Origin of the sequence: Mycolicibacterium wolinskyi str. Jessa 2025 (assembly GCF_049241375.1) — a bacterium.
GTDB lineage: Bacteria > Actinomycetota > Actinomycetes > Mycobacteriales > Mycobacteriaceae > Mycobacterium > Mycobacterium wolinskyi.
The window spans coordinates 922,070-941,342 of sequence record NZ_CP185960.1 but is presented as its reverse complement, the minus strand read 5'-3'; the positions used below and the strand labels follow the sequence as shown (position 1 = coordinate 941,342).

Below are 19,273 nucleotides of genomic sequence, written 5' to 3'. Positions count from 1 at the left end.
GGTCAGACGCGTACCGCCCGTTCGTCGACGGGCGCAAGCACGTCGATCACATCGATCAGCGTCGCACGGGCACTGGCTCGGGGCCCGTCCCCGTCGTCCACCAGCGATGCAACCACGGCTCCGTCGACCGCGCACACCAAAGCGGTGACGAGCTCGGCCCGGACCGACCGGCCCGACCGTTCCACCACCTCCACGACCGCGTCAGTACGCTGCTGCAGAATACGGCGCTGGATGTCGCGTAGGCCGGGTTGACGCGCGCACGCGATGTACCGCTCGTACCGGGAGATCAATTGCTCGGTGATGCGTGATTCGGGGGACTCGCCGACCAACAAGTCCACCAGGATGTCGGCCGTCGACTCGGCCCCGCGGCGGCGCCTCGACAGGGCGGCAACCCCGGCTTGCAGTTGCTCGGCTTCGCGCGTCCCGATGTACTCGACCGCCTTGGCGATGAGGTCGTCCAGCGAGGAGAAGTAGTAGGTCGTCGACGCCAGCGGCAGACCCGCGCGCCGTGCCACCGCACGGTGGCGAACGGCGTCGAAGCCGCCCTCGCACAGTAAGTCTGCGGCCGCCTTGACGAGGGCGTACCGCCGACGCTCCCCCTTAGGAGTGACCGCTGCCGTCACCTCGATCATGCTGCCAGGATGACCCGCGTCACATGAGGTTTTCGGCCAATCATCAGGCTTTACTCAGGTTTTGCACCGCGGATTGTGCCATCGGGCGCTGCGGTTCTCGACGATGGCAAGATGGCCCGCATGCCTACCTTGACCCGTCGTGCCGTGCTGCGCCTCGGCGCCGGTGCGGCCGCCGGTGCCGCAGGCGCCTTGGCCCTCGGTTCGGTTCCCGCCGCGGCCGCGCCGACGTATGTCACGGGCTCCTTCGTGTCGGCTGCACGTGGCGGGGTCGACACGAATTGGGCCATCGCACGCCCGCCGGGCCAGACCGGTGCCCTACGTCCCGTCATCGCGCTGCACGGCAAGGGGCAGGACGCCGTAGGCGTGATGGCAGGCGGCGTGGAACAGGGGTTGGCCGAAGCGGTCGCGGCCGGCCTGCCGCCGTTTGCCGTCGTCGCGGTCGACGGCGGCGGAAGTTATTGGCACAAGCGGGCATCCGGCGAAGACTCCGGCGCGATGGTGTTGAACGAGCTGATCCCGCTGCTCGGTGAGCAGGGGCTGGACACCTCGCGCGTGGCGTTCCTCGGCTGGTCGATGGGCGGCTACGGCGCGCTGCTACTCGGGTCGCGGCTCGGCCCTGCCCGCACCGCTGCGATCTGCGCCGTCAGCCCGGCGCTGTGGACGTCGTCCGGCGCGGCCGCGCCAGGCGCCTTCGACAGCGCCGAGGATTACGCGGCCAACAGCGTGTGGGGTGCGCCAGCGCTCGGGTCCATCCCGATCCGGATCGACTGTGGCAACAGCGATCCGTTCTATTCGGCGACCAAGCAGTTCATCGCGCAGCTGCCCAATCCGCCGGCAGGCGGCTTCTCGCCGGGTGGGCACGACGGCGGGTTCTGGAGTTCCCAGTTGCCCGCCGAGCTGACCTGGATGGCGCCGCTGCTCGTCGGTTAGACGCTGATTCGCCCCTCGGCTGCGGCCAGACCGATATCGGTACGGAAGTGACTGCCGGGCAACCGGATCGACTTGATGAGCGTGTAGGCGGCATCGCGTGCGGCAGGCAGGTCGGCACCGGTGCCGACCACCGACAGCACCCGGCCGCCGGAGGACACCACCGCCCCGTCGTCACGACGGGCGGTGCCGGCGTGCAGTACCCCGTCGGCCTCCGATCCGTGGATGACGTCACCGACGCGGGGACGGCCGGGGTAGTTCTCCGCGGCGAGCACCACCGTCACCGCGTACCCGTCGTGCCATTGCAGTTCACCGAACGATGCCAGGTCACCGGTCGCGGCCGCACGCAGGAGTTGCCCGAGCGGCGATTCCAGCAGCGCCAGCACCGACTGCGTCTCGGGATCGCCGAAGCGACAGTTGAATTCAACGACAGCGGGCCCATTGCTCGTGATCGCCAGACCGGCGTAGAGCAGTCCGGAGAACGAGCTGCCCCGCGCAACGAGTTCGGCCGCAACGGGTTTGACGATCTCGTCGACGATCTGGGCGGTCACCGATTCCGGCAACCAGGGCAGCGGCGCATATGCGCCCATACCGCCCGTGTTGGGCCCGGTGTCGCCGTCGCCCACGCGCTTGAAGTCCTGAGCCGCCAGCAGCGGCACCACCGTCTCACCGTCGACGACACAGAACAGCGACACCTCGGGGCCGTCCAGGAACGATTCCAGCAGCACGGGGTGGCCCGAGTCGAGCAGGCTCGCGGCGTGCGCCCGCGCGGCGTCGCGGTCGGCGGTGACCACCACGCCCTTGCCCGCCGCCAGGCCGTCGTCTTTGACCACCCAGGCGGCCTGCCCGGCAGGCGGCCCGAACCGGTCCAGCGCGGCGTCGAGGTGGGCCGGGTTGTCGACGATCTCGCTGCCCGCGGTCCGCACTCCGGCCGCGGCCATGACGTCCTTGGCGAATGCCTTCGAGCCTTCGATGCGCGCGGCGTCCTTGGTCGGGCCGAAGCAGGCGATTCCGGCGGCACGCACGGCGTCGGCGACCCCGAGCACCAGCGGCACCTCGGGGCCGACGACCACCAGGTCGCTACCGATGCGCTGCGCCAGTTTCACGACGGCCTCACCCGAGGTGATGTCGACGTCGTATTGGTCGGCGATGGCCTCGGTGCCCGCGTTGCCGGGGGCGACGGCCAACTCCTCGACCTCCGGGTCCCGGCGCAGAGCCAGGAGCAGGGCGTGTTCACGGGCACCGGATCCGATTACGAGGACGCGCACGGAGCTAAAGCGTAGTCCCAAGCTGCGGGCATACACTTGACACCGAGGTGTATGGTCAAACTATGACGCAGAGCACATGCCCCTTCGGCCCGGACGGTGCCCTCCCCCCAGTCGCTCCGCTCCTACCCCCGGGGATCGACTTCACCGACCCCGACGTCCTCCTGCAGGGCATCCCGGTCGCCGAGTTCGCACAGCTGCGTAAGACCGCCCCGGTGTGGTGGAACGAGCAGGGCGAATCGATCTTCGACGACGGCGGCTACTGGGTGATCAGCCGTCACGAGGACATCAAGACGATCTCCCGCAACAGCGGTGACGTGTGGTCGACCAACGCAAAGGGTGCGGTCATGCGGCTGCCCGAAGGCGTGACCGCCGAACAGCTCGACCTCACCAAGGCGCTGCTGATCAACCACGACGCGCCCGAACACACGCGGCTGCGCAAGCTCGTCTCGCGACTGTTCACGCCACGCTCGGTGGCCGCGTTGGAGGAGAAGCTGGCCGTGGCCGCACGCGACATCGTGGCCGCGGCGGCGGAACGAAACTTCGGCAATTTTGTTGAAGACATCGCGATGAACCTGCCGCTGCTCGCGATCGCCGACCTGATCGGCGTCCCGGAGGAAGACCGCGAAAAGCTCTTCCACTGGACCAACGCCATCATGAACACCGACGATCCGGATTTCGACAGCGATCCGACGATGGCAAATGCCGAGCTCATGGGCTACGCGTACAACATGGCCGAGGAGCGCCGCCGCTGCCCGGCCGACGACATCGTCACGCGGCTCGTGCAAGCCGATATCGACGGCGAGTCACTCCAGGATGTCGAGTTCGCGTTCTTCGTGATCCTGCTGGCGGTGGCGGGCAACGAGACCACCCGCAACGCGATGACGCACGGCATGAACGCGTTCTTCGAAAACCCCGATCAGTGGGAGCTTTTCAAACGCGAGCGGCCGGCCACCACGGTCGAGGAGATCGTCCGCTGGGCCACCCCGGTGCACTGTTTCCAGCGCACCGCGATGGTCGACACCGAGATCGGCGGCGCCACGGTGCGTGCCGGGCAGCGGGTCGGTTTGTTCTACAGTTCGGCGAACTACGACGAAGACGTGTTCGAGAACCCGTTCCAGTTCAACATCTTGCGCGACCCCAATCCGCATCTGGGATTCGGCGGCAACGGCGCGCACTACTGCATCGGCGCCAACCTGGCCCGGATGGAAATCAAGCTCATGTTCAACGAGATCGCCGATCAGATCCCCGACATCGCGAAACTCGGCGAGCCGCAACGCCTTCGGTCGGGCTGGATCAACGGCGTCAAGGACCTGCAGGTTTCTTACCGGTAGCTGGACTACGATGCCGGGATGCGCACTCACGGCTGGGCCGGCTCTGCACCGGCCACCGACGACGAGGCCGTCGCGCGCATCCTGACCGCCGCGAGCAAGGCGATCGATGAGCGGGGCGCCGAGTTCTCGATCGCCGACATCGCGCGCACGCTGGGTGTCACGCGCCAAACGGTTTACCGCTATTTCCCCAGCACAGAAGCGCTTTTGGTGGCTGCCGCCGTACACGCGGCCAGCGATTTCCTCGACCGCCTTGCCACACATCTGCAGGGCATCACCGATCCCGTTGACGCGGTGGCCGAGGCGATCGCCACCGCGCTCGAATGGCTGCCCAAGGACAAACACATCGGTCTGCTCATCGCTCCGGGCCGCCCCAACGCGCACACCGAATCCGTGACGTCGGACGTCGCCGTGGACTTCGCGCGGGCGATGCTGCGCAAATTCGACGTGGACTGGTCCGGCCTCGGCTACCGCGACGCCGACCTCGACGAACTCGCCGAACACCTGCTGCGGATCATCCAGTCATTCGTCATCGACCCCGGCCGGCCACCACGTACAGCCGAGGCGCTACGCAGTTATCTGCGGCGCTGGGTGGGAACGGCCGTCGTGGCCACGGATCCCGCGAGCAGCCGCTGAATTCGTGCCCTGAATTCGTGCCCTGAATTCGTGCGCGGTGGCCCCTTCCACCGGATTTAGACTCATGAGCGGTTGACTGGCGGGAGGGGCAGTGGGCGCGCTCGACGGGTTCTACACGACGCTGTCGCGAGCGCGCGCGACGTTCGGCGAGGGCGTTCCGGCGACCGGCGAGGAGTTCGACGGCAGCGCCCGCCTGCGGGAAATGGAAGCCGCGGTAAAGGCCGCGGCCCCCGACGACCGCTGGCAGGGCTCGGCGGCCGACGCCTACGCTGCCAAGAACGAGAAACACGCCGCGACGTACGGGAGACTCGCCGACCTCGACAAACGCATGGGTGCCGAAGTCACAAACTCTGCGGCCGTGGTGGCTGCCGGCCGACACAGCCTCGACAGCCTGTCGAACTGGGTGAGCGACATGGACACCTCAATCCCCCGCGACCAGTCCGGCGACCGAATGCGCCTGATCCTGGCCGCCAAAGGTATCGGCCATATCAATGACGTCATCCAACAGTCCACTGATGACATGGACGCCATCGCCCGCCGCATCCAGGACATTCGCAAGCAGTACGACGAGATCGCGGGGAAAGAGGAGGGCGCTCAAGCACTGGACCATCCGCTGGGCAATCCTCCGCCAGTAGACCCGCTTGAGGAGATCAAGCGGAAGTACCAGGTCGACGAAGACCCCGACGGTGCACTTGATTGGGAGCCTGGATGGCCATGGAATCACTTGACCAGCCCGAAACATGTGACCGCGACTGAAGGGCGGATCTTGGACAGTCTCGCGCCGTGGGAACTACAAGACCTCAATCAGACCAAAGAAGCTGCGGAGGTGGAATCGAAGGTAAGGTTCCCGCCGCAGAACGGTGCTAACGACACTGCCGATAACCACACCGATGCATTCCGGCACGCATATTGGAATGCATTGATGACACAACGTTTTGGCGAGCAATGGACCCGCGACTTCGCGGAGGCACATGAACGGCTGCCGGGTAACCCCGCCACTGCCGAAGCGATGGACCTGTACAACAACGAAGTCGGCAGGAACATCGCCGTGGCCAATCCTGATGCGACGCCTGAGGAACTTGCAGACCTTGTCGAACAGGCCGTCAATAGAGGCGACACGGTGGTGGTCGCACCCAACAGCGATGGCGAGAAACTTGCCTGGAGCAATACGGTCCCGGAAGGCGAGGCAGGCACCACGTCAAAATCCACCGTGCCCGGGCAGGCACCGAACCCGGCGGGTACTGGGCCAGGTGGTGTCTATGACCCCGGCCAGCCAGGCGGGTACGGAACGTCAGCGGGAGGATATTGATCGTGGCGGCGAGAACGGTGCGTGCAACCCTAGGCGTCCTACTACTGTGCTTTTTCTTGACCAGTTGCGGTCTGATATCTCAAGCAACGAGGCCATCAATGGACATCGACTACAACGATCAACGCCTCAACGACGGTTTGGCCAATCTTGTCGACCAGCAGAAGGCGGGCAAGCTCAGCGACTTCACCAGCTGGGATTGGGATGAGGTGCATTTGTTCCACGAGTCTGTCGAACGCGAGTTCATCGAAGAAACCGTGGGGGCGCCGGTGATCAAGAGCAGATTCTATGATTCCAAGGCGAGCCTGCTGGTTTTCGAACTCAACGGTGAACCCGTCAAAGCCGCCGGCATCAGCGGCGACTATCTGCGCGGGGAGAATCACCGCGTCACTTTCCCCGCCGATGTCATGCTGGATCCGCAGGGCGGCGGCTATTTGATGCTGACGCTCCCTGAATAGAGCGATATCACCCGTGATATCGCAGTTGAAAACCGTGTCCGCACTTCCGGACAGGTACGGATGTGACGGATGTGACGGATGTGACGCCGGGGCACCACAATCACACCACGGTCAACGGCAACGACTTCCTGGGCTCGAACTGGAACGTCGCACCGCCGCTCACCTTCGCCACCGCGACCTCGCCGAATTCTTTTGCCGGAGTGTCGGTTTCGTACACCCGCGCCGTCCAGTCGGACTCCGAGCCGACAACCTCTACGTTCAGACGAGGGTCGACGCCCGCGACGATGGCCTGCAGCGGACGAGTCTCGGCGGGCGTCACGAGCGACACCCACGCCCCGTCTTCATGTGCAGGGGAACGACGCACCGAGACTGTGTCGGGCCCGAATTCGGCGGTGACATAGGCCGCCGGATTCAGCAGCGGGTGTAGTTCGAGCACCCGGACCGCGCCCTCGATACCGCCGGGCAGTTCCAGCGCCCGGTGGATGCGCTCCGCACCGAGACCGGCCACGCCGATCAGCTGCTTGGTGCAGATGTCGGTCGCGAGCGCGGTGTCCGAACCGGCACGCGCACCGACGGCGATGACGTACGACAGGTTGAGCAGATGCATCTGCAGGCACACCTCGTCGGCGATGCGGACCAGTGCCGAATGTGAGAACGCCGCGAAGTCGAAGTCCGACAGCAACGGGCCGGAGTAGTCTGCCTGACCCTCGTCGGAGAGATCGATCGGATCGAGTTCGGTTCGGGCGGCCCGAGTCCGGCGGATCACGTCGAGAGCCGGAAGGTCGGGAACCTCGGGGTAGGACTCGTCGATGATCACCGTCCAGGCGCAGTGCGGATGCCGGTCGGCCGGGACGCGCGGCGGCCGGTGGATCGGCCGGATCTGGGCTTTGCGGTTGGTGGCCAAAGCGGTGGCATCGAACGTGGGGTCCTCGATGTCGTGGCACATGCCGCGCACATAGTCCTCGCCCATCGGCTCGACATCGAGCAGGGCGCCGCAATGGTCGAGGTGGAACTCACCGTGCCAGCGATCGTGCACGGTGTAGCGGAAATCCATGAACTGCGGCGGCGCACCGATGTCGAGCTGCAGACCCTTGAAGATCGTGATGACGTCGACACCCTCATACTTGAGCGCCTGCTGCATGCGCTTGGTGTAGACGGGGCTCGCCGCCATCCACTCCTCGATCGCGATCTGCAGCATCTCTTCACGGCCGAAACTGCTGATGCACCACGCCATTCCGGACCTGTCGATCATCTGGCCCATGAGCAGCAGCTCAGGCACCAGCTTGACCAACTGGTCGTGCGTCAGCGCCGCGTACCTACTTGTCATCGAGCGTCGTCCCCGTATTCATCTTGACCGCGGCATTGACGTTGGCCCGCCGGTCCTCGGCCTCACCTTTCTCGACTGCCTTGCGGCGCTTCGCCGCAACCTTCGACACGGTTCCATTGAGCGCAGAGCCGAGAGGGAAGCCGAGGTACTGGGTGAGGAAGATCGCGATGTCCTTGAGCTCTTCCTCGGTGAACTCACCGTTGAGCAACGCGGCATTGACCTGGATCTCAGCGAGGTCCTGCGATCCGACGGCGGTCACCGCGGACAACGTCATGAGCCGCTTCTCGCGCATGGACAGCCCGGGCTTGGTCCAGATGGTGCCGAACAGGTGGTCGACCGTGAGATCGAAGTACGGATCGCCTTCGATGTTGGGCATCTCCCAGCCGTAGACCTCGTTCATCTTCTCGAGGCCCTTGCGGCGCAGTTCATCCATTACCTGTCACTCCTTCGTGTGCGGTACGCCGAGGCCGTCGGCCAGCCGCTGCAAGGCCACCTGAGCCAGCGGAAGGTCCACGCCGACAGCGTCACCCAGTCCCAGTGCCAGACTCAGGTCCTTCTCCCCCAGCCCACGTGCGTGCGTGAAGGAGTCGTAGAGGAAGTTGTCGGGCGTCAGCTCGGCCATGTTGTCGCGCACCATGATGGCCCCCGGACCGCTGGTCAGCGCGTCGGTATGGCGCACCACCCGGCCGAGCTGCTGCAGGTTGATCCCACTGGCTTCGGCAAGCTTCATCGCCTCGCACGCCGCCGCGTAGCCGACGAACGTCAACATGTTGCGGGCCAGCTTCATTCGCGTGCCCGCGCCCGGCTCGCCGGCATGGATCACCATCGACGCGAACTGCTTGAACGCGGGCTTGATGCGTTCGTAGACCTCGCGATCGGCACCCACCATGACGGCGAGCTCACCCTTCTCCGCGGCCGCCCCGCCGCCCGACACCGGCGCGTCGACGATGTGGATGTCCTTCGGCCGCAACTGGTCTGCGAGCTCGACCGCGGTCTCGGGGCTGATCGTCGAATGGATCGCGATGACGGTGCCCGGCTTGACGTGCTCGGTGAGCTGACCCACCACGTCACGCACCTGCTCGTCGTTGAGGACGGTGATGCTGATGATGTCGGCCTGCGCGACGTCGCCGACGTCGTCGGCCACCGTCGCGCCGAGTTCCACCAGCGGCGTCATCGCCTCGGTGCGAACATCGAAAACCGTGAGCCCGCCGGGCCACTCGACGAGCCGTTTGGCCATCGGCGCACCCATGTTGCCGAGGCCGATGTAGCCATATTTCGGGTCGCTCATGGGCCGTGCCCGCTGCTCTTCGCGCAAGCGCTCATCGGATGATCTGTCCGCCGTCGACATTGAAGATCTGGCCGGTGATCCACTTCGCCTGGTCGCTCAGCAAAAACAGGCACATGCCGACCAGGTCTTCGGGTTGGCCCATGCGGGACAACGGGATTCCCTTGACGATATCGTCCACCATCTCCTTGGGCGTGGTGGTGCGGTTGGCCTCGGTGTCGATCGGCCCGGGCGCGATCGCGTTGATGCGGATGTTCTGCCCGCCCAGTTCACGTGAAAGCTGTTGGGTCAGGCCGTTGATCCCGACCTTCGCCAGGCCGTAGTAGTTGGCGTACAACCATGCCGCGGTCGACGACTGGTTGACGATCGCACCGCCGCCGCGCTTGGCCATCTTGCGGTACACCGCGCGTGTGCAGACGAGCGCACCGTCGAGGTTCACGCTCATGAACTTCTTGTAGTAGTCCCAGTCGACCGTGAGCAGGAAGTCGAGCTTCATGCCGCCGAAGATCGCGGCGTTGTTGACCAGGTAGTCGATCCCGCCGAACTCCGAAAGCGTCTGGGCCGCCATGTCCTTGGCCGAGTCGATGTCGGACACGTCCACGCGGACCGCGAGCGCGTTGCCGCCCTCGCCCTTGATGCCGTCGGCGACCTTCTGCGCGCCTTCGGTGTTGATGTCGGCCACGACGACGGCCGCGCCTTCACGGGCGAGTGCTTCGGCGTAGGCCTGCCCGATTCCGCCGCCGGCACCGGTGACGATGGCCACCTTCTCATCGAACTGTCCCATTCACGTTCTCCTTACTGTGCCAGCGTGGCGATGGTCTTTATTTCGGTGTATTCCTCGAAGCCGGCCAGGCCCATCTCCCGTCCGACACCGGATTGCTTGTACCCGCCGAACGGGGCATCGGCCGAGTACCAGATGCCGCCGTTGACGTTCACCGTGCCGACGCGCATCCGCGCCGCCACGGCCTGGGCACGCTCGTCGTCACCGCTGAACACGGTGCCCGACAAGCCGTACGGCGAGTCGTTGGCGATCCGCACGGCATCGTCGTCGCCGTCGTGGGCGATCACGGTCAGCACGGGTCCGAAAATCTCTTCGCGCGCCACGCGGGCATTGTTGTCGAGCCCGGCGATCACGGTCGGCTCGATATAGAACCCGGTGTCGAGATCGGCGGGGCGTCCGCCGCCGCAGGCGAAGCGGCCGCCCTCGTCGATCGCGAGGTCGAGATAGGACTGCACCCGGTCACGTTGGCGCGCCGAGATGAGCGGTCCACACACCGTCCGCTTGCTGTTCGGATCCCCCGGCTTGATCGAGCCCAAGGTAGCCGCGGCGGCCTCGACGGCCTCGTCGTAGCGAGCCTGGGGCACCACCAGGCGGGTGGTGATCGCACAGCCCTGCCCGGCATGCATGGCCACCGTGAACGCTGCCATCGAGCACGCACCGGCCAGATCGGCGTCGTCGAGCACCAGGAACGCCGACTTGCCGCCGAGTTCCAGGAACACCTTCTTGATCGTCAGTGCCGCGTCGGTCATCACCGCGCGCCCGGTCGCCGTGGAACCGGTGAACGAAACCATGTCCACCCGTGGGTCTTTCGACAGCAGTGCGCCGACGGAGTGGTCACTGGACGTGACGATGTTGACCACTCCCGGCGGGAAATCGGTCTGCTCGGCGAGGATCTGGCCGACGGCCGCGGCCGCCCACGGCGTGTCCGGGGCCGGCTTGAGGATCAGCGTGTTGCCGGCAGCCAGCGCCGGGCCGACCTTCGCCAGGTTGATCTGGTGCGGAAAGTTCCACGGCGTGATCGCGCCGACGACGCCGACCGCTTCGCGCGCCACCACCCGGTTCGTCGGTATGCCCTGCGGTGTCGCATGGCCGAGATCGGTTCGCCACTCGTACTTCTCGGCGGTGTCGGCCGAGAACGCGAGGTCATCGATCGGGCCTTCGAGCTGCGCGCCCGCGGTGAGCATGCGGGGTGCGCCGACCTCGGCGATCGTCAGCTCGCGCAGCTCTTCGATGTTCTCGCGCAACGCATCTCGCAACTGACGCAGGCACCGCACCCGCAATTCGGTGTTCGTCGACCAGTCGGTGTCGTCGAATGCGCGCCGCGCGGCCTCGATGGCATTGCCCATGTCCTCGGCGTTGGCATCGGCCGCGACGCCGAGCACCTCTTCGGTCGCGGGGTTGACGGTGTCGAACACGCCCCCGCCACCCGCGACGAGCTTGCCGTCGATGAGCAGTTGACTCTGGCGATCGGCCAGTACCGGCATCGGTGAACTCCACTTCACGAATTCTGGACAACTGTCCGGCTGTCTCGTTTCGAACGATAGCCTCCGACGATGTCGAGCCGCAAGGGTGTCCCAGGCCGGCGGCCGATCGAGGTGCGAAAAGACCGGCCTGGCCTGGCTTTTACGACGCCACACTTGCCCATCGCACGCATCGTCGGATAACTTGGACATGTGTCCAGCGATGCAGTGGCCGCAGTCACAGGGCCAGTAAGCGAGACGCCGCGCAACCGACGCCAGGAGGAGACCTTCCGCAAGGTCCTCACCGCGGGGATCGAGATGCTGCGGGAATCGTCGTATGCCGACCTCACGGTGCGTGCCGTCGCGGCCCGCGCGAAGGTCGCGCCGGCCACGGCCTACACCTACTTCTCGTCGAAGAACCACCTGATCGCCGAGGTCTACCTGGATCTGGTGCGCCAGGTCCCCTACTTCACCGACGTCAACGACTCCATGACCACGCGGGTCGACAAGGCGGTCCGCGCCCTCACGCTGGTTGTCGCGGACGAACCGGAGGTTGCCGCCGCCTGCACCACGGCGCTGCTGGGCGGCGGCAGCGATCCGGCGGTACGTGCCGTTCGCGACCGCATCGGCGCCGAGATCCACAAGCGGATCCGCTCGGCCGTGGGCCCCGACGCGGATCCGCGCATCGTGTCGGCCCTGGAGATGACGTTCTTCGGCGCGCTGGTCAATGCCGGCAGCGGAGCCTTCACCTATCACCAGATCGCCGACCGCCTCACCTACGTGGTGGGCCTGCTCCTCGGAGATGAGAACACCCCATGAACTTCGGAGAAGACCGATGACGCTACCCACGGTCGAGCTGATACTCGACCCGTACGACTATCACTTCCACGAGGATCCGTACCCGTACTACAAGCGTCTGCGCGACGAGGCGCCGCTGTACCGCAACGAGGACCTCAAGTTCTGGGCCCTGTCGCGACACAAGGATGTGGTCCAGGGGTTCCGCAACAGCACCGCGCTGTCCAACAAGCACGGCGTATCGCTGGATCCGGTGTCGCGAAACGACGAAGCCCATCGGGTCATGTCCTTCTTGGCCCTCGACGATCCGGCCCACCTGCGGCTGCGCACCCTGGTCTCCAAGGGTTTCACCCCGCGGCGCATCCGTGAGCTGGAAGGCCGGGTCACCGAGATCGCCGTACAGCATCTCGATGCCGCACTCGAATCCGACAGCTTCGACTACGTCGACGACTTCGCGGGCAAGCTTCCCATGGACGTCATCTCCGAGCTCATGGGTGTGCCGGAAGAGGACCGGGTGCGCATCCGGGCGTTGGCCGACGGCGTCATGCACCGCGAAGACGGGGTCGCCGACGTGCCTGCATCGGCCATCGCGGCATCCGGCGAGCTGCTGGTCTACTACGCCGACATGGTCAAGCAGCGCCGCCGCAATCTCACCGACGACCTGACTTCGGCGCTCGTGGAAGCCGAGATCGACGGGGACAAGCTCACCGATGACGAGATCATGGCGTTCCTGTTCCTCATGGTGGTGGCCGGCAACGAGACCACGACGAAACTCCTTGCCAACGCCGCCTATTGGGGTTACAAGAACGCCGATCAGCTCGCGCCGGTGTTCGACGACCACGACCTCATCACGCCGTGGGTCGAGGAGACGCTGCGCTACGACACCTCCAGCCAGATCCTGGCCCGCGCGGTGGTCGAGGACCTGACGTTCTACGACACCGCCATTCCCGCGGGTGATGTGCTGGTGCTGCTGGCCGGTTCGGCCAACCGTGACGAGCGTGCGTTCGAGAATCCCGACGAGTACCGCATCGGCCGTGACATCGGTTCGAAGCTCGTGAGTTTCGGCAGCGGTGCCCACTTCTGCCTCGGCGCACACCTGGCGCGCATGGAGGCCAGGGTGGCGTTGACCGAGTTGTTCAAGCGAATCCGCGGATACGAAGTGGATGAATCCGCGGCCGTGCGGGTGCATTCCAGCAGCGTCCGCGGGTTCGCGCACCTTCCGATCACAGTGGAGAAACGTTAATGCCCCGTTTTGAACCGCTTCCCGATCGCCGTCCCGCGCTCGTCGCCGGCGCGTCCTCCGGCATCGGCGAGGCGACCGCGATCAAGCTCGCCGCCAACGGGTTTCCGGTGGCGCTCGGCGCTCGCCGGATGGAAAAGCTCGAGGAGATCGTCGGCAAGATCCGCGCCGACGGTGGCGAGGCCATCGCGGTGCATCTCGACGTCACCGATCCGGACTCGGTGAAAGCCGCGGTCGAGCAGACGACGTCGGAACTCGGCGACATCGAGGTGCTCGTCGCCGGCGCGGGCGACACCTACTTCGGCAAACTCGACTCGATCAGCACCGAGCAGTTCGAATCGCAGGTGCAGATCCATCTGATCGGCGCCAACCGCGTCGCGACGGCCGTCCTGCCGGGCATGATCGAGCGCAGGCGCGGAGACCTGATCTTCGTGGGATCCGATGTGGCGCTTCGCCAACGGCCGCACATGGGCGCCTACGGCGCGGCCAAGGCGGCCCTCGTGGCAATGGTCACCAATTACCAGATGGAGCTCGAGGGCACCGGTGTGCGGGCCTCTATCGTGCACCCCGGTCCGACGAAGACCTCGATGGGCTGGAGCCTGCCCGCCGAGCTGATCGGGCCCGCGCTCGAAGACTGGGCCAAGTGGGGTCAGGCGCGTCACGACTACTTCCTGCGCGCGGCCGACCTGGCCCGCGCGATCACGTTCGTCGCCGAGACTCCGCGCGGCGGGTTCATCGCAAACATGGAGCTTCAGCCCGAGGCCCCGCTGGCCGAGGTCAAGGACCGCCAGAAGCTGGCTCTGGGGGAAGAAGGGATGCCGGACCAGTGACCATCACAAAAGAGGTGCAACGGGTTTCGGGTGGCGAGGATGAGCACGGCCACCTCGAAGAGTTCCGCACCGATCCGATCGGGCTGATGAAGCGTGTCCGCGAGGAATGCGGTGACGCCGGCTGGTTCCAGCTCGCCGACAAGCAGGTGGTGCTGCTGTCCGGTGCAGAAGCCAACGAGTTCTTCTTCCGGTCCACCGACAGCGAGCTCAACCAGGCCGAGGCGTACCCTTTCATGACGCCGATCTTCGGCGAGGGCGTGGTGTTCGACGCCGACCCGGAGCGCCGGGCCGAGATGCTGCACAACACCGCACTGCGCGGCGAGCAGATGAAGGGTCACGCGGCGACCATCGAGAACGAAGTCCGCAGGATGACCGAGAACTGGGGCGACTCAGGCGAGATCGACCTGCTGGAGTTCTTCGCCGAGCTGACCATCTACACCTCGACTGCCTGCCTGATCGGGCTGAAGTTCCGCAACCAGCTCGATTCGCGGTTCGCGAACTACTACCACCTGCTCGAGCGCGGCACCGATCCGCTCTGCTACGTCGACCCCTACCTGCCCATCGAGAGTTTCCGCGTCCGCGACGAGGCCAGGGCCAACCTCGTGGAGTTGGTTCAGGAGGTCATGAACGGCCGAATCGCCAACCCGCCCAAGGACAAGAGCGATCGCGACCTGCTCGACGTGCTGGTGTCGATCAAGGACGAGGAGGGCAATCCCCGCTTCTCGGCCAACGAGGTGACGGGCATGTTCATCTCGCTGATGTTCGCCGGGCATCACACGAGCTCGGGCACGTCGTCGTGGACGATGATCGAGCTGCTGCGCCATCCGGAGTACTACGCCAAGGTGCAGCAGGAGCTCGACGATCTCTACGCCGATGGCCAAGAGGTGAGTTTTCATGCGCTGCGCCAAATCCCGCACCTGGACAACGCACTCAAGGAGACCCTGCGGCTGCATCCGCCGCTGATCATCCTCATGCGGGTCGCTCAGGACGAATTCGAGGTGGAGGGCTTCCCGATCCACAAGGGTCAGATGGTGGCGGCCTCGCCGGCGATCTCCAATCGCATTCCCGAGGACTTCCCCGACCCGGATGCCTTCGACCCCGACCGCTATGTGAAGCCGCGGCAGGAGGACCTGATCAACCGCTGGACCTGGATTCCGTTCGGGGCGGGCCGGCACCGCTGTGTGGGTGCGGCCTTTGCACAGATGCAGATCAAGGCGATCTTCTCGGTGCTGTTGCGCGAGTATGAGTTCGAGATGTCGCAGCCGCCCGAGAGTTACCGCAACGACCACTCGAAGATGGTCGTTCAGCTGGCCCGTCCGGCCAAGGTCCGTTACCGCAGGCGCGTGAAGGACTGACGCGTATGGGTTGCTACCGCGTGGAACTCGACGAGGACCTGTGCCAGGGCCATGCCATGTGCGAACTGGAGGCTCCGGATGTCTTCAAGGTGCCCAAGCGCGGCGTCGTCGAGATCGTCGACCCCGAACCACCCGACGATCTCCGTGAGGATGTCGAGCGGGCCGTTGAAATGTGTCCCACCCAGGCAATTTCCATCAAAGAAAAGGACTGACAATGGCGTCATTCGAGCGTGCCCAATTAGAGGACTGGGTCGAGCGCTGGCTTCAGGTCAACCGCGATGCCGAGAAGGCCGGCGACTGGAAACCGTTGGCGGACTTCTACACCGATGACGCCACTTATGGCTGGAACATCGGGCCGAAGGAAGATGTCATGTGCGTCGGCATCGACGAGATCCGCGACATCGCATTGGGTCTGGAGATGGAGGGCCTGGGCAACTGGACCTACCCGTACCAGAAGGTCATCATCGACGATAAGCAGGGCGAGGTGGTCGGGTTCTGGAAGCAGGTCGTCGGCGGAACCGACAAAGCGGATGGAGACACCGACGCCGACGCACTGGAGGTCTATGGTATCGGCGGGAGCTGGTTCCGGCTGGCGGACGTCGACGGCGAACCCAAGATCGAGTGGCAGCGCGACTTCTTCGACTTCGGCCACGTGCAGAAGCTGTATCTGAAGCTCATGGAGAACGGCAGGCTCTCCGAGGGCATGCAGAAACGCATCGAGCGCGCCCTCGCGGGCGAGAAGCTGCCCGGCTACTACCCGCTCGGCGAGGCCCCGGTTCCCATCTGGTGATCCCGGCCAAGCAGTTGATTGGGGGTGCGTGTGACGCACGTAACTAATGGCTCTAGTCTGTGGTCACCGGCACTAGTGGAAGGCACGCGTGGATGAAGACAAAAGGCGCTCTCATCTGGGAGTTCAATCAACCGTGGTCCATCGAGGAGATCGAGATCGGCGACCCCGTCAAGGACGAGGTCAAGATCCAGATGGAAGCGTCGGGCATGTGCCACTCCGACCACCACCTGGTGACCGGCGGCATCCCGATGGCGGGCTTCCCGGTGCTCGGCGGCCATGAAGGGGCCGGCATCGTCACCGAGGTCGGCCCCGGGGTCGAGGGCATCGAGCCCGGCGACCATGTGGTGCTGTCGTTCATCCCGTCGTGCGGTGTGTGTCCGTCGTGTCAGGCCGGCCTGCGCAACCTGTGCGACCTCGGCGCGGGCCTGCTCGGTGGGCTCGCCGTCTCGGACGGCACCAACCGCATCCATGCCAAGGGGCAGCCGGTCTTCCCGATGACCCTGCTCGGCACCTTCTCGCCGTACATGGTGGTGCACAAGAGCTCGGTCGTGAAGATCGACAAGTCGATCCCGTTCGAGGTCGCCTGCCTCGTTGGCTGCGGCGTCACCACCGGCTACGGCTCGGCCGTGCGCGCGGGCGACATCCGCCCCGGCGATGACGTCGCGGTCATCGGCGTCGGCGGTGTCGGGATGGCCGCGTTGCAGGGCGCGGTGAATGCCGGCGCCCGCCACATTTTCGTCGTCGACCCCGTCGAGTGGAAGCGCGATCAGGCGCTGAAATTCGGTGCCACGCACGTCTATCCCGACATCAACGCCGCGATGGCCGGCGTCGCCGAGGTGACCTGGGGTCTGATGGCCAAGAAGGTCATCGTCACCGTCGGTGAGTTGCACGGCGCCGACGTCGACAACTACCTCAACCTCACCAGCAAGGGCGGCACCTGCGTGGTGACGGCGATCGGCAGCCTGCTCGACACCAGCGCCAACATCAACCTCGCGATGCTGACGCTGATGCAGAAGAACCTGCAGGGCACCATCTTCGGCGGCGGCAACCCGCACTTCGACATCCCGCAGCTGCTGTCGATGTACAAGGCGGGCAAGCTCAACCTCGACGACATGGTCACCCGGCAGTACAAGCTGGAGCAGATCAACGACGGCTACAAGGACATGCTGGAGGGCCGCAACATCCGTGGCGTCATCCGGTTCACCGACGAGGACCGCTGAACCGTCATGACTGAGACGCAGGAGATCTCACCGGCACGCGCGGCGTCACTCGCCTCGTGGCGCTGCGTGCAGTCCGGTGACAAGGACGGCTGGCTGGCCTTGATGGCCGATGACGTCGTGATCGAAGATCCGATCGGCGAAGCCGTCACCAACCCCGACGGCACCGGCGTGCGCGGCAAGGAGGCGGTGTCGGCGTTCTACGACACCAACATCGGCCCCAACCAGCTGACAGTCACGTGCGAGGAGACATTCCCGTCGAGCTCGCCGTCCGAGATCGCCTACATTCTGGTGCTGCACACCAAGTTTCCGAACGGGTTCACCGCGACCGTGCGCGGGGTCTTCACCTACAAGGTGAACGACGCCGGGCTCATCACGAACCTGCGCGGCTACTGGAATATGGACGCCATGAAGTTCGGGCAGGAAGAAGCTGAGTAGTCCCTTGGCCGGCCGCGGTGCCGTCGTCGTCGGCGGCACCCGCGGCATCGGCCTCGCGGTCGCCGAACTGCTCGCCGGGCAAGGCGCGGGCGTCGTGGTCAACGGCCGCGACGATGCCGCCACCAAAGCCGCGGCGGAACGGGTTTCCGGTGTGGCACATACCGGTTCACCCGCCGATGCGGACGTCGCCGACGCGCTGATCGACACCTGCGTGCGTGAGTTCGGGCGCATCGACATCCTGGTCAACTGCGCCGGGACCGCCGAGCCGGTGGGGTCGTCGATCCTCAATGTGAGCAGCGCCGCGTTCAAAGAGTTGCTCGACGCACACCTGTTGACCGCGTTCGAAACCTGCCGCGCGGCCGCACCGAAGATGGTCGCCCAGGGCGGCGGAGCCATCGTCAACACCAGTTCGTTCGCCTTCCTCGGCGATTACGGCGGCACCGGCTACCCGGCGGGCAAGGGCGCGGTCAACGGACTGACGCTCGCGATCGCCGCCGAGCTCAAGGAACACGGCGTGCGGGCCAACGTGGTGTGCCCGGGCGCCAAGACCCGCCTGTCCACCGGATCCGACTACGAGCAGCACATCGCCGAACTCAACCGCCGGGGACTGCTCGACGACGTCAGCATGCAAGGCGCGCTCGACGCCGCACCGCCCGAATATGTCGCCCCCACTTACGGATATCTCGTCAGCGACAAGGCGCGCGACGTCACCGGCAGGATCTTCATCGCAGCGGGCGGATTCATCGGCGAATTCGCCAGGCCCTCACCGGGTTTCATCGGTTACCGCGACCACCACGCATCACCGCCGTGGACGATCGACGAACTGCACGAGCTGATCGGCGGCGGTTAGCAGGCGTTCAGCGCCTGCCGCACATCCCACGCTCGAAGCGACGGCCCCGGCGGCTCGGCCTGGCACCGTGCAGCACAGGAAGTTTGAGCGCCCGGTAGTACGTCAGGACCACGCGATCGTCACCGTGCGGTGACGGCGTGCAGGAGTGGAACGTCCAGCCGTCCAGACCGCGATCGACGAGCACCGGGTCATCGACCACTTCCCACCAGTTGTCGGCAGGGACATCGAGATCGATCCACTCGTACCGAGCATCACGTTCGTCCGGGGCAGCTGGGTCGTCGCCATTGGCTTCCCACTTCACCGCGTCGGTCACGAGCGGCTCACTCCTTCGCACAAAATTTAATAAGCCT

22 protein-coding genes are annotated in these 19,273 nt (G+C 65.6%); 14 read left to right on the top strand and 8 right to left on the bottom strand.

Features of this window, described 5'->3' with window-relative positions:
* Positions 1–2 precede the first annotated feature (2 nt).
* A complete protein-coding gene (locus tag ACOI2T_RS04620) occupies positions 3–632 on the bottom strand; it encodes a TetR/AcrR family transcriptional regulator (protein WP_067846605.1) in 630 nt (209 codons plus the stop codon).
* Between the two features lie 111 nt (positions 633–743).
* Between ACOI2T_RS04620 and ACOI2T_RS04615 the strand changes: the two genes are divergently transcribed.
* Positions 744–1,562, top strand: a complete 819-nt coding sequence (locus ACOI2T_RS04615) for an alpha/beta hydrolase (protein ID WP_409503894.1) — start codon at positions 744–746, stop codon at positions 1,560–1,562.
* On the opposite strand, the gene purD is transcribed toward ACOI2T_RS04615, so the two are convergent.
* Positions 1,559–2,827, bottom strand: a complete 1,269-nt coding sequence (purD, locus tag ACOI2T_RS04610) for a phosphoribosylamine--glycine ligase (protein WP_409503895.1) — start codon at positions 2,825–2,827, stop codon at positions 1,559–1,561. The genes ACOI2T_RS04615 and purD overlap by 4 nt on opposite strands.
* 62 nt (positions 2,828–2,889) lie before the next feature.
* On the opposite strand from purD, the gene ACOI2T_RS04605 reads away from it, so the two are divergent.
* From ACOI2T_RS04605 to ACOI2T_RS04590, 4 genes are all read left to right on the top strand, one after another.
* Positions 2,890–4,158 (top strand): cytochrome P450, encoded by a 1,269-nt coding sequence (locus tag ACOI2T_RS04605; RefSeq protein ID WP_409503896.1) that lies wholly within the window; start codon positions 2,890–2,892, stop codon positions 4,156–4,158.
* An 18-nt stretch (positions 4,159–4,176) separates the two neighbouring features.
* On the top strand, positions 4,177–4,791 hold the full coding sequence (locus tag ACOI2T_RS04600) for a TetR/AcrR family transcriptional regulator (RefSeq protein WP_409503897.1): 615 nt from the start codon (positions 4,177–4,179) through the stop codon (positions 4,789–4,791).
* Positions 4,792–4,882: 91 nt separating this feature from the next.
* On the top strand, positions 4,883–6,100 hold the full coding sequence (locus ACOI2T_RS04595; protein WP_409503898.1) for a DUF6973 domain-containing protein: 1,218 nt from the start codon (positions 4,883–4,885) through the stop codon (positions 6,098–6,100).
* Positions 6,101–6,198: 98 nt separating this feature from the next.
* Positions 6,199–6,555 (top strand): hypothetical protein, encoded by a 357-nt coding sequence (locus tag ACOI2T_RS04590; protein WP_067846619.1) that lies wholly within the window; start codon positions 6,199–6,201, stop codon positions 6,553–6,555.
* A gap of 100 nt (positions 6,556–6,655) precedes the next feature.
* Here the strand turns inward: ACOI2T_RS04590 and ACOI2T_RS04585 are convergent, their stop codons facing one another.
* From ACOI2T_RS04585 to ACOI2T_RS04565, 5 genes are read right to left on the bottom strand one after another with little or no spacing between them, the layout of a single operon-like run.
* Entirely contained in the window at positions 6,656–7,882 is a 1,227-nt protein-coding gene (locus tag ACOI2T_RS04585) for a hypothetical protein (RefSeq protein ID WP_409503899.1), read from the bottom strand.
* A complete protein-coding gene (locus ACOI2T_RS04580) occupies positions 7,872–8,315 on the bottom strand; it encodes a carboxymuconolactone decarboxylase family protein (RefSeq protein WP_409503900.1) in 444 nt (147 codons plus the stop codon). Before ACOI2T_RS04580 ends, ACOI2T_RS04585 begins: the two co-directional genes overlap by 11 nt.
* Positions 8,316–8,321: 6 nt before the next feature.
* Positions 8,322–9,170: an NAD(P)-dependent oxidoreductase gene (locus ACOI2T_RS04575; RefSeq protein ID WP_409503901.1), complete on the bottom strand. Its 849-nt coding sequence runs from the start codon at positions 9,168–9,170 to the stop codon at positions 8,322–8,324.
* A gap of 31 nt (positions 9,171–9,201) precedes the next feature.
* Positions 9,202–9,951 carry an SDR family oxidoreductase gene (locus ACOI2T_RS04570; protein WP_067846630.1) on the bottom strand — a complete coding sequence of 250 codons (750 nt, stop codon included), beginning with the start codon at positions 9,949–9,951 and terminating at the stop codon, positions 9,202–9,204.
* An 11-nt stretch (positions 9,952–9,962) separates the two neighbouring features.
* The gene (locus ACOI2T_RS04565; protein ID WP_409503902.1) at positions 9,963–11,432 is read right to left on the bottom strand and encodes an aldehyde dehydrogenase; all 1,470 of its coding nucleotides are present in this window, start codon (positions 11,430–11,432) and stop codon (positions 9,963–9,965) included.
* A 189-nt stretch (positions 11,433–11,621) separates the two neighbouring features.
* Here ACOI2T_RS04565 and ACOI2T_RS04560 point away from each other — a divergent pair, with 189 nt between their 5' ends.
* The 9 genes from ACOI2T_RS04560 to ACOI2T_RS04520 all read left to right on the top strand — a co-directional run bounded on the left by ACOI2T_RS04560 (position 11,622) and on the right by ACOI2T_RS04520 (position 18,923).
* Positions 11,622–12,227 (top strand): TetR family transcriptional regulator, encoded by a 606-nt coding sequence (locus tag ACOI2T_RS04560; RefSeq protein WP_409503903.1) that lies wholly within the window; start codon positions 11,622–11,624, stop codon positions 12,225–12,227.
* A 16-nt stretch (positions 12,228–12,243) separates the two neighbouring features.
* Positions 12,244–13,446, top strand: coding sequence for a cytochrome P450 (locus tag ACOI2T_RS04555; protein WP_409503904.1), 1,203 nt, complete (start codon positions 12,244–12,246; stop codon positions 13,444–13,446).
* The gene (locus ACOI2T_RS04550; RefSeq protein ID WP_067846642.1) at positions 13,446–14,273 is read left to right on the top strand and encodes an SDR family oxidoreductase; all 828 of its coding nucleotides are present in this window, start codon (positions 13,446–13,448) and stop codon (positions 14,271–14,273) included. Before ACOI2T_RS04555 ends, ACOI2T_RS04550 begins: the two co-directional genes overlap by 1 nt.
* On the top strand, positions 14,270–15,628 hold the full coding sequence (locus ACOI2T_RS04545; RefSeq protein ID WP_067846645.1) for a lanosterol 14-alpha demethylase: 1,359 nt from the start codon (positions 14,270–14,272) through the stop codon (positions 15,626–15,628). The genes ACOI2T_RS04550 and ACOI2T_RS04545 overlap by 4 nt, the downstream gene beginning before the upstream one ends.
* A gap of 5 nt (positions 15,629–15,633) precedes the next feature.
* Positions 15,634–15,840 carry a ferredoxin gene (locus ACOI2T_RS04540; protein WP_085142364.1) on the top strand — a complete coding sequence of 69 codons (207 nt, stop codon included), beginning with the start codon at positions 15,634–15,636 and terminating at the stop codon, positions 15,838–15,840.
* 2 nt (positions 15,841–15,842) lie between these two features.
* Positions 15,843–16,418, top strand: coding sequence for a nuclear transport factor 2-like protein (locus tag ACOI2T_RS04535; protein ID WP_409503905.1), 576 nt, complete (start codon positions 15,843–15,845; stop codon positions 16,416–16,418).
* A gap of 92 nt (positions 16,419–16,510) precedes the next feature.
* Entirely contained in the window at positions 16,511–17,638 is a 1,128-nt protein-coding gene (locus ACOI2T_RS04530; RefSeq protein ID WP_409503906.1) for an NDMA-dependent alcohol dehydrogenase, read from the top strand.
* Positions 17,639–17,644: 6 nt separating this feature from the next.
* Positions 17,645–18,073 (top strand): nuclear transport factor 2 family protein, encoded by a 429-nt coding sequence (locus tag ACOI2T_RS04525; protein ID WP_409503907.1) that lies wholly within the window; start codon positions 17,645–17,647, stop codon positions 18,071–18,073.
* Positions 18,074–18,077: 4 nt separating this feature from the next.
* Complete coding sequence (locus ACOI2T_RS04520) at positions 18,078–18,923, top strand: SDR family NAD(P)-dependent oxidoreductase (RefSeq protein WP_409503908.1); 846 nt, start codon at positions 18,078–18,080, stop codon at positions 18,921–18,923.
* A 7-nt stretch (positions 18,924–18,930) separates the two neighbouring features.
* On the opposite strand, the gene ACOI2T_RS04515 is transcribed toward ACOI2T_RS04520, so the two are convergent.
* Positions 18,931–19,236 (bottom strand): hypothetical protein, encoded by a 306-nt coding sequence (locus ACOI2T_RS04515; protein WP_409503909.1) that lies wholly within the window; start codon positions 19,234–19,236, stop codon positions 18,931–18,933.
* Positions 19,237–19,273 lie beyond the last annotated feature (37 nt).

Excerpts from the sequence above, each read along its gene's own strand:
- ACOI2T_RS04620 (WP_067846605.1), bottom strand. The coding sequence starts at position 632 with ATGATCGAGGTGACGGCAGCGGTCACTCCTAAGGGGGAGCGTCGGCGG.
- ACOI2T_RS04615 (WP_409503894.1), top strand. The coding sequence starts at position 744 with ATGGCCCGCATGCCTACCTTGACCCGTCGTGCCGTGCTGCGCCTCGGC.
- ACOI2T_RS04605 (WP_409503896.1), top strand. The coding sequence starts at position 2,890 with ATGACGCAGAGCACATGCCCCTTCGGCCCGGACGGTGCCCTCCCCCCA.
- ACOI2T_RS04600 (WP_409503897.1), top strand. The coding sequence starts at position 4,177 with ATGCGCACTCACGGCTGGGCCGGCTCTGCACCGGCCACCGACGACGAG.
- ACOI2T_RS04590 (WP_067846619.1), top strand. The coding sequence starts at position 6,199 with ATGGACATCGACTACAACGATCAACGCCTCAACGACGGTTTGGCCAAT.
- ACOI2T_RS04585 (WP_409503899.1), bottom strand. The coding sequence starts at position 7,882 with ATGACAAGTAGGTACGCGGCGCTGACGCACGACCAGTTGGTCAAGCTG.
- ACOI2T_RS04580 (WP_409503900.1), bottom strand. The coding sequence starts at position 8,315 with ATGGATGAACTGCGCCGCAAGGGCCTCGAGAAGATGAACGAGGTCTAC.
- ACOI2T_RS04575 (WP_409503901.1), bottom strand. The coding sequence starts at position 9,170 with ATGAGCGACCCGAAATATGGCTACATCGGCCTCGGCAACATGGGTGCG.
- ACOI2T_RS04570 (WP_067846630.1), bottom strand. The coding sequence starts at position 9,951 with ATGGGACAGTTCGATGAGAAGGTGGCCATCGTCACCGGTGCCGGCGGC.
- ACOI2T_RS04565 (WP_409503902.1), bottom strand. The coding sequence starts at position 11,432 with ATGCCGGTACTGGCCGATCGCCAGAGTCAACTGCTCATCGACGGCAAG.
- ACOI2T_RS04555 (WP_409503904.1), top strand. The coding sequence starts at position 12,244 with ATGACGCTACCCACGGTCGAGCTGATACTCGACCCGTACGACTATCAC.
- ACOI2T_RS04550 (WP_067846642.1), top strand. The coding sequence starts at position 13,446 with ATGCCCCGTTTTGAACCGCTTCCCGATCGCCGTCCCGCGCTCGTCGCC.
- ACOI2T_RS04540 (WP_085142364.1), top strand. The coding sequence starts at position 15,634 with ATGGGTTGCTACCGCGTGGAACTCGACGAGGACCTGTGCCAGGGCCAT.
- ACOI2T_RS04535 (WP_409503905.1), top strand. The coding sequence starts at position 15,843 with ATGGCGTCATTCGAGCGTGCCCAATTAGAGGACTGGGTCGAGCGCTGG.
- ACOI2T_RS04530 (WP_409503906.1), top strand. The coding sequence starts at position 16,511 with ATGAAGACAAAAGGCGCTCTCATCTGGGAGTTCAATCAACCGTGGTCC.
- ACOI2T_RS04525 (WP_409503907.1), top strand. The coding sequence starts at position 17,645 with ATGACTGAGACGCAGGAGATCTCACCGGCACGCGCGGCGTCACTCGCC.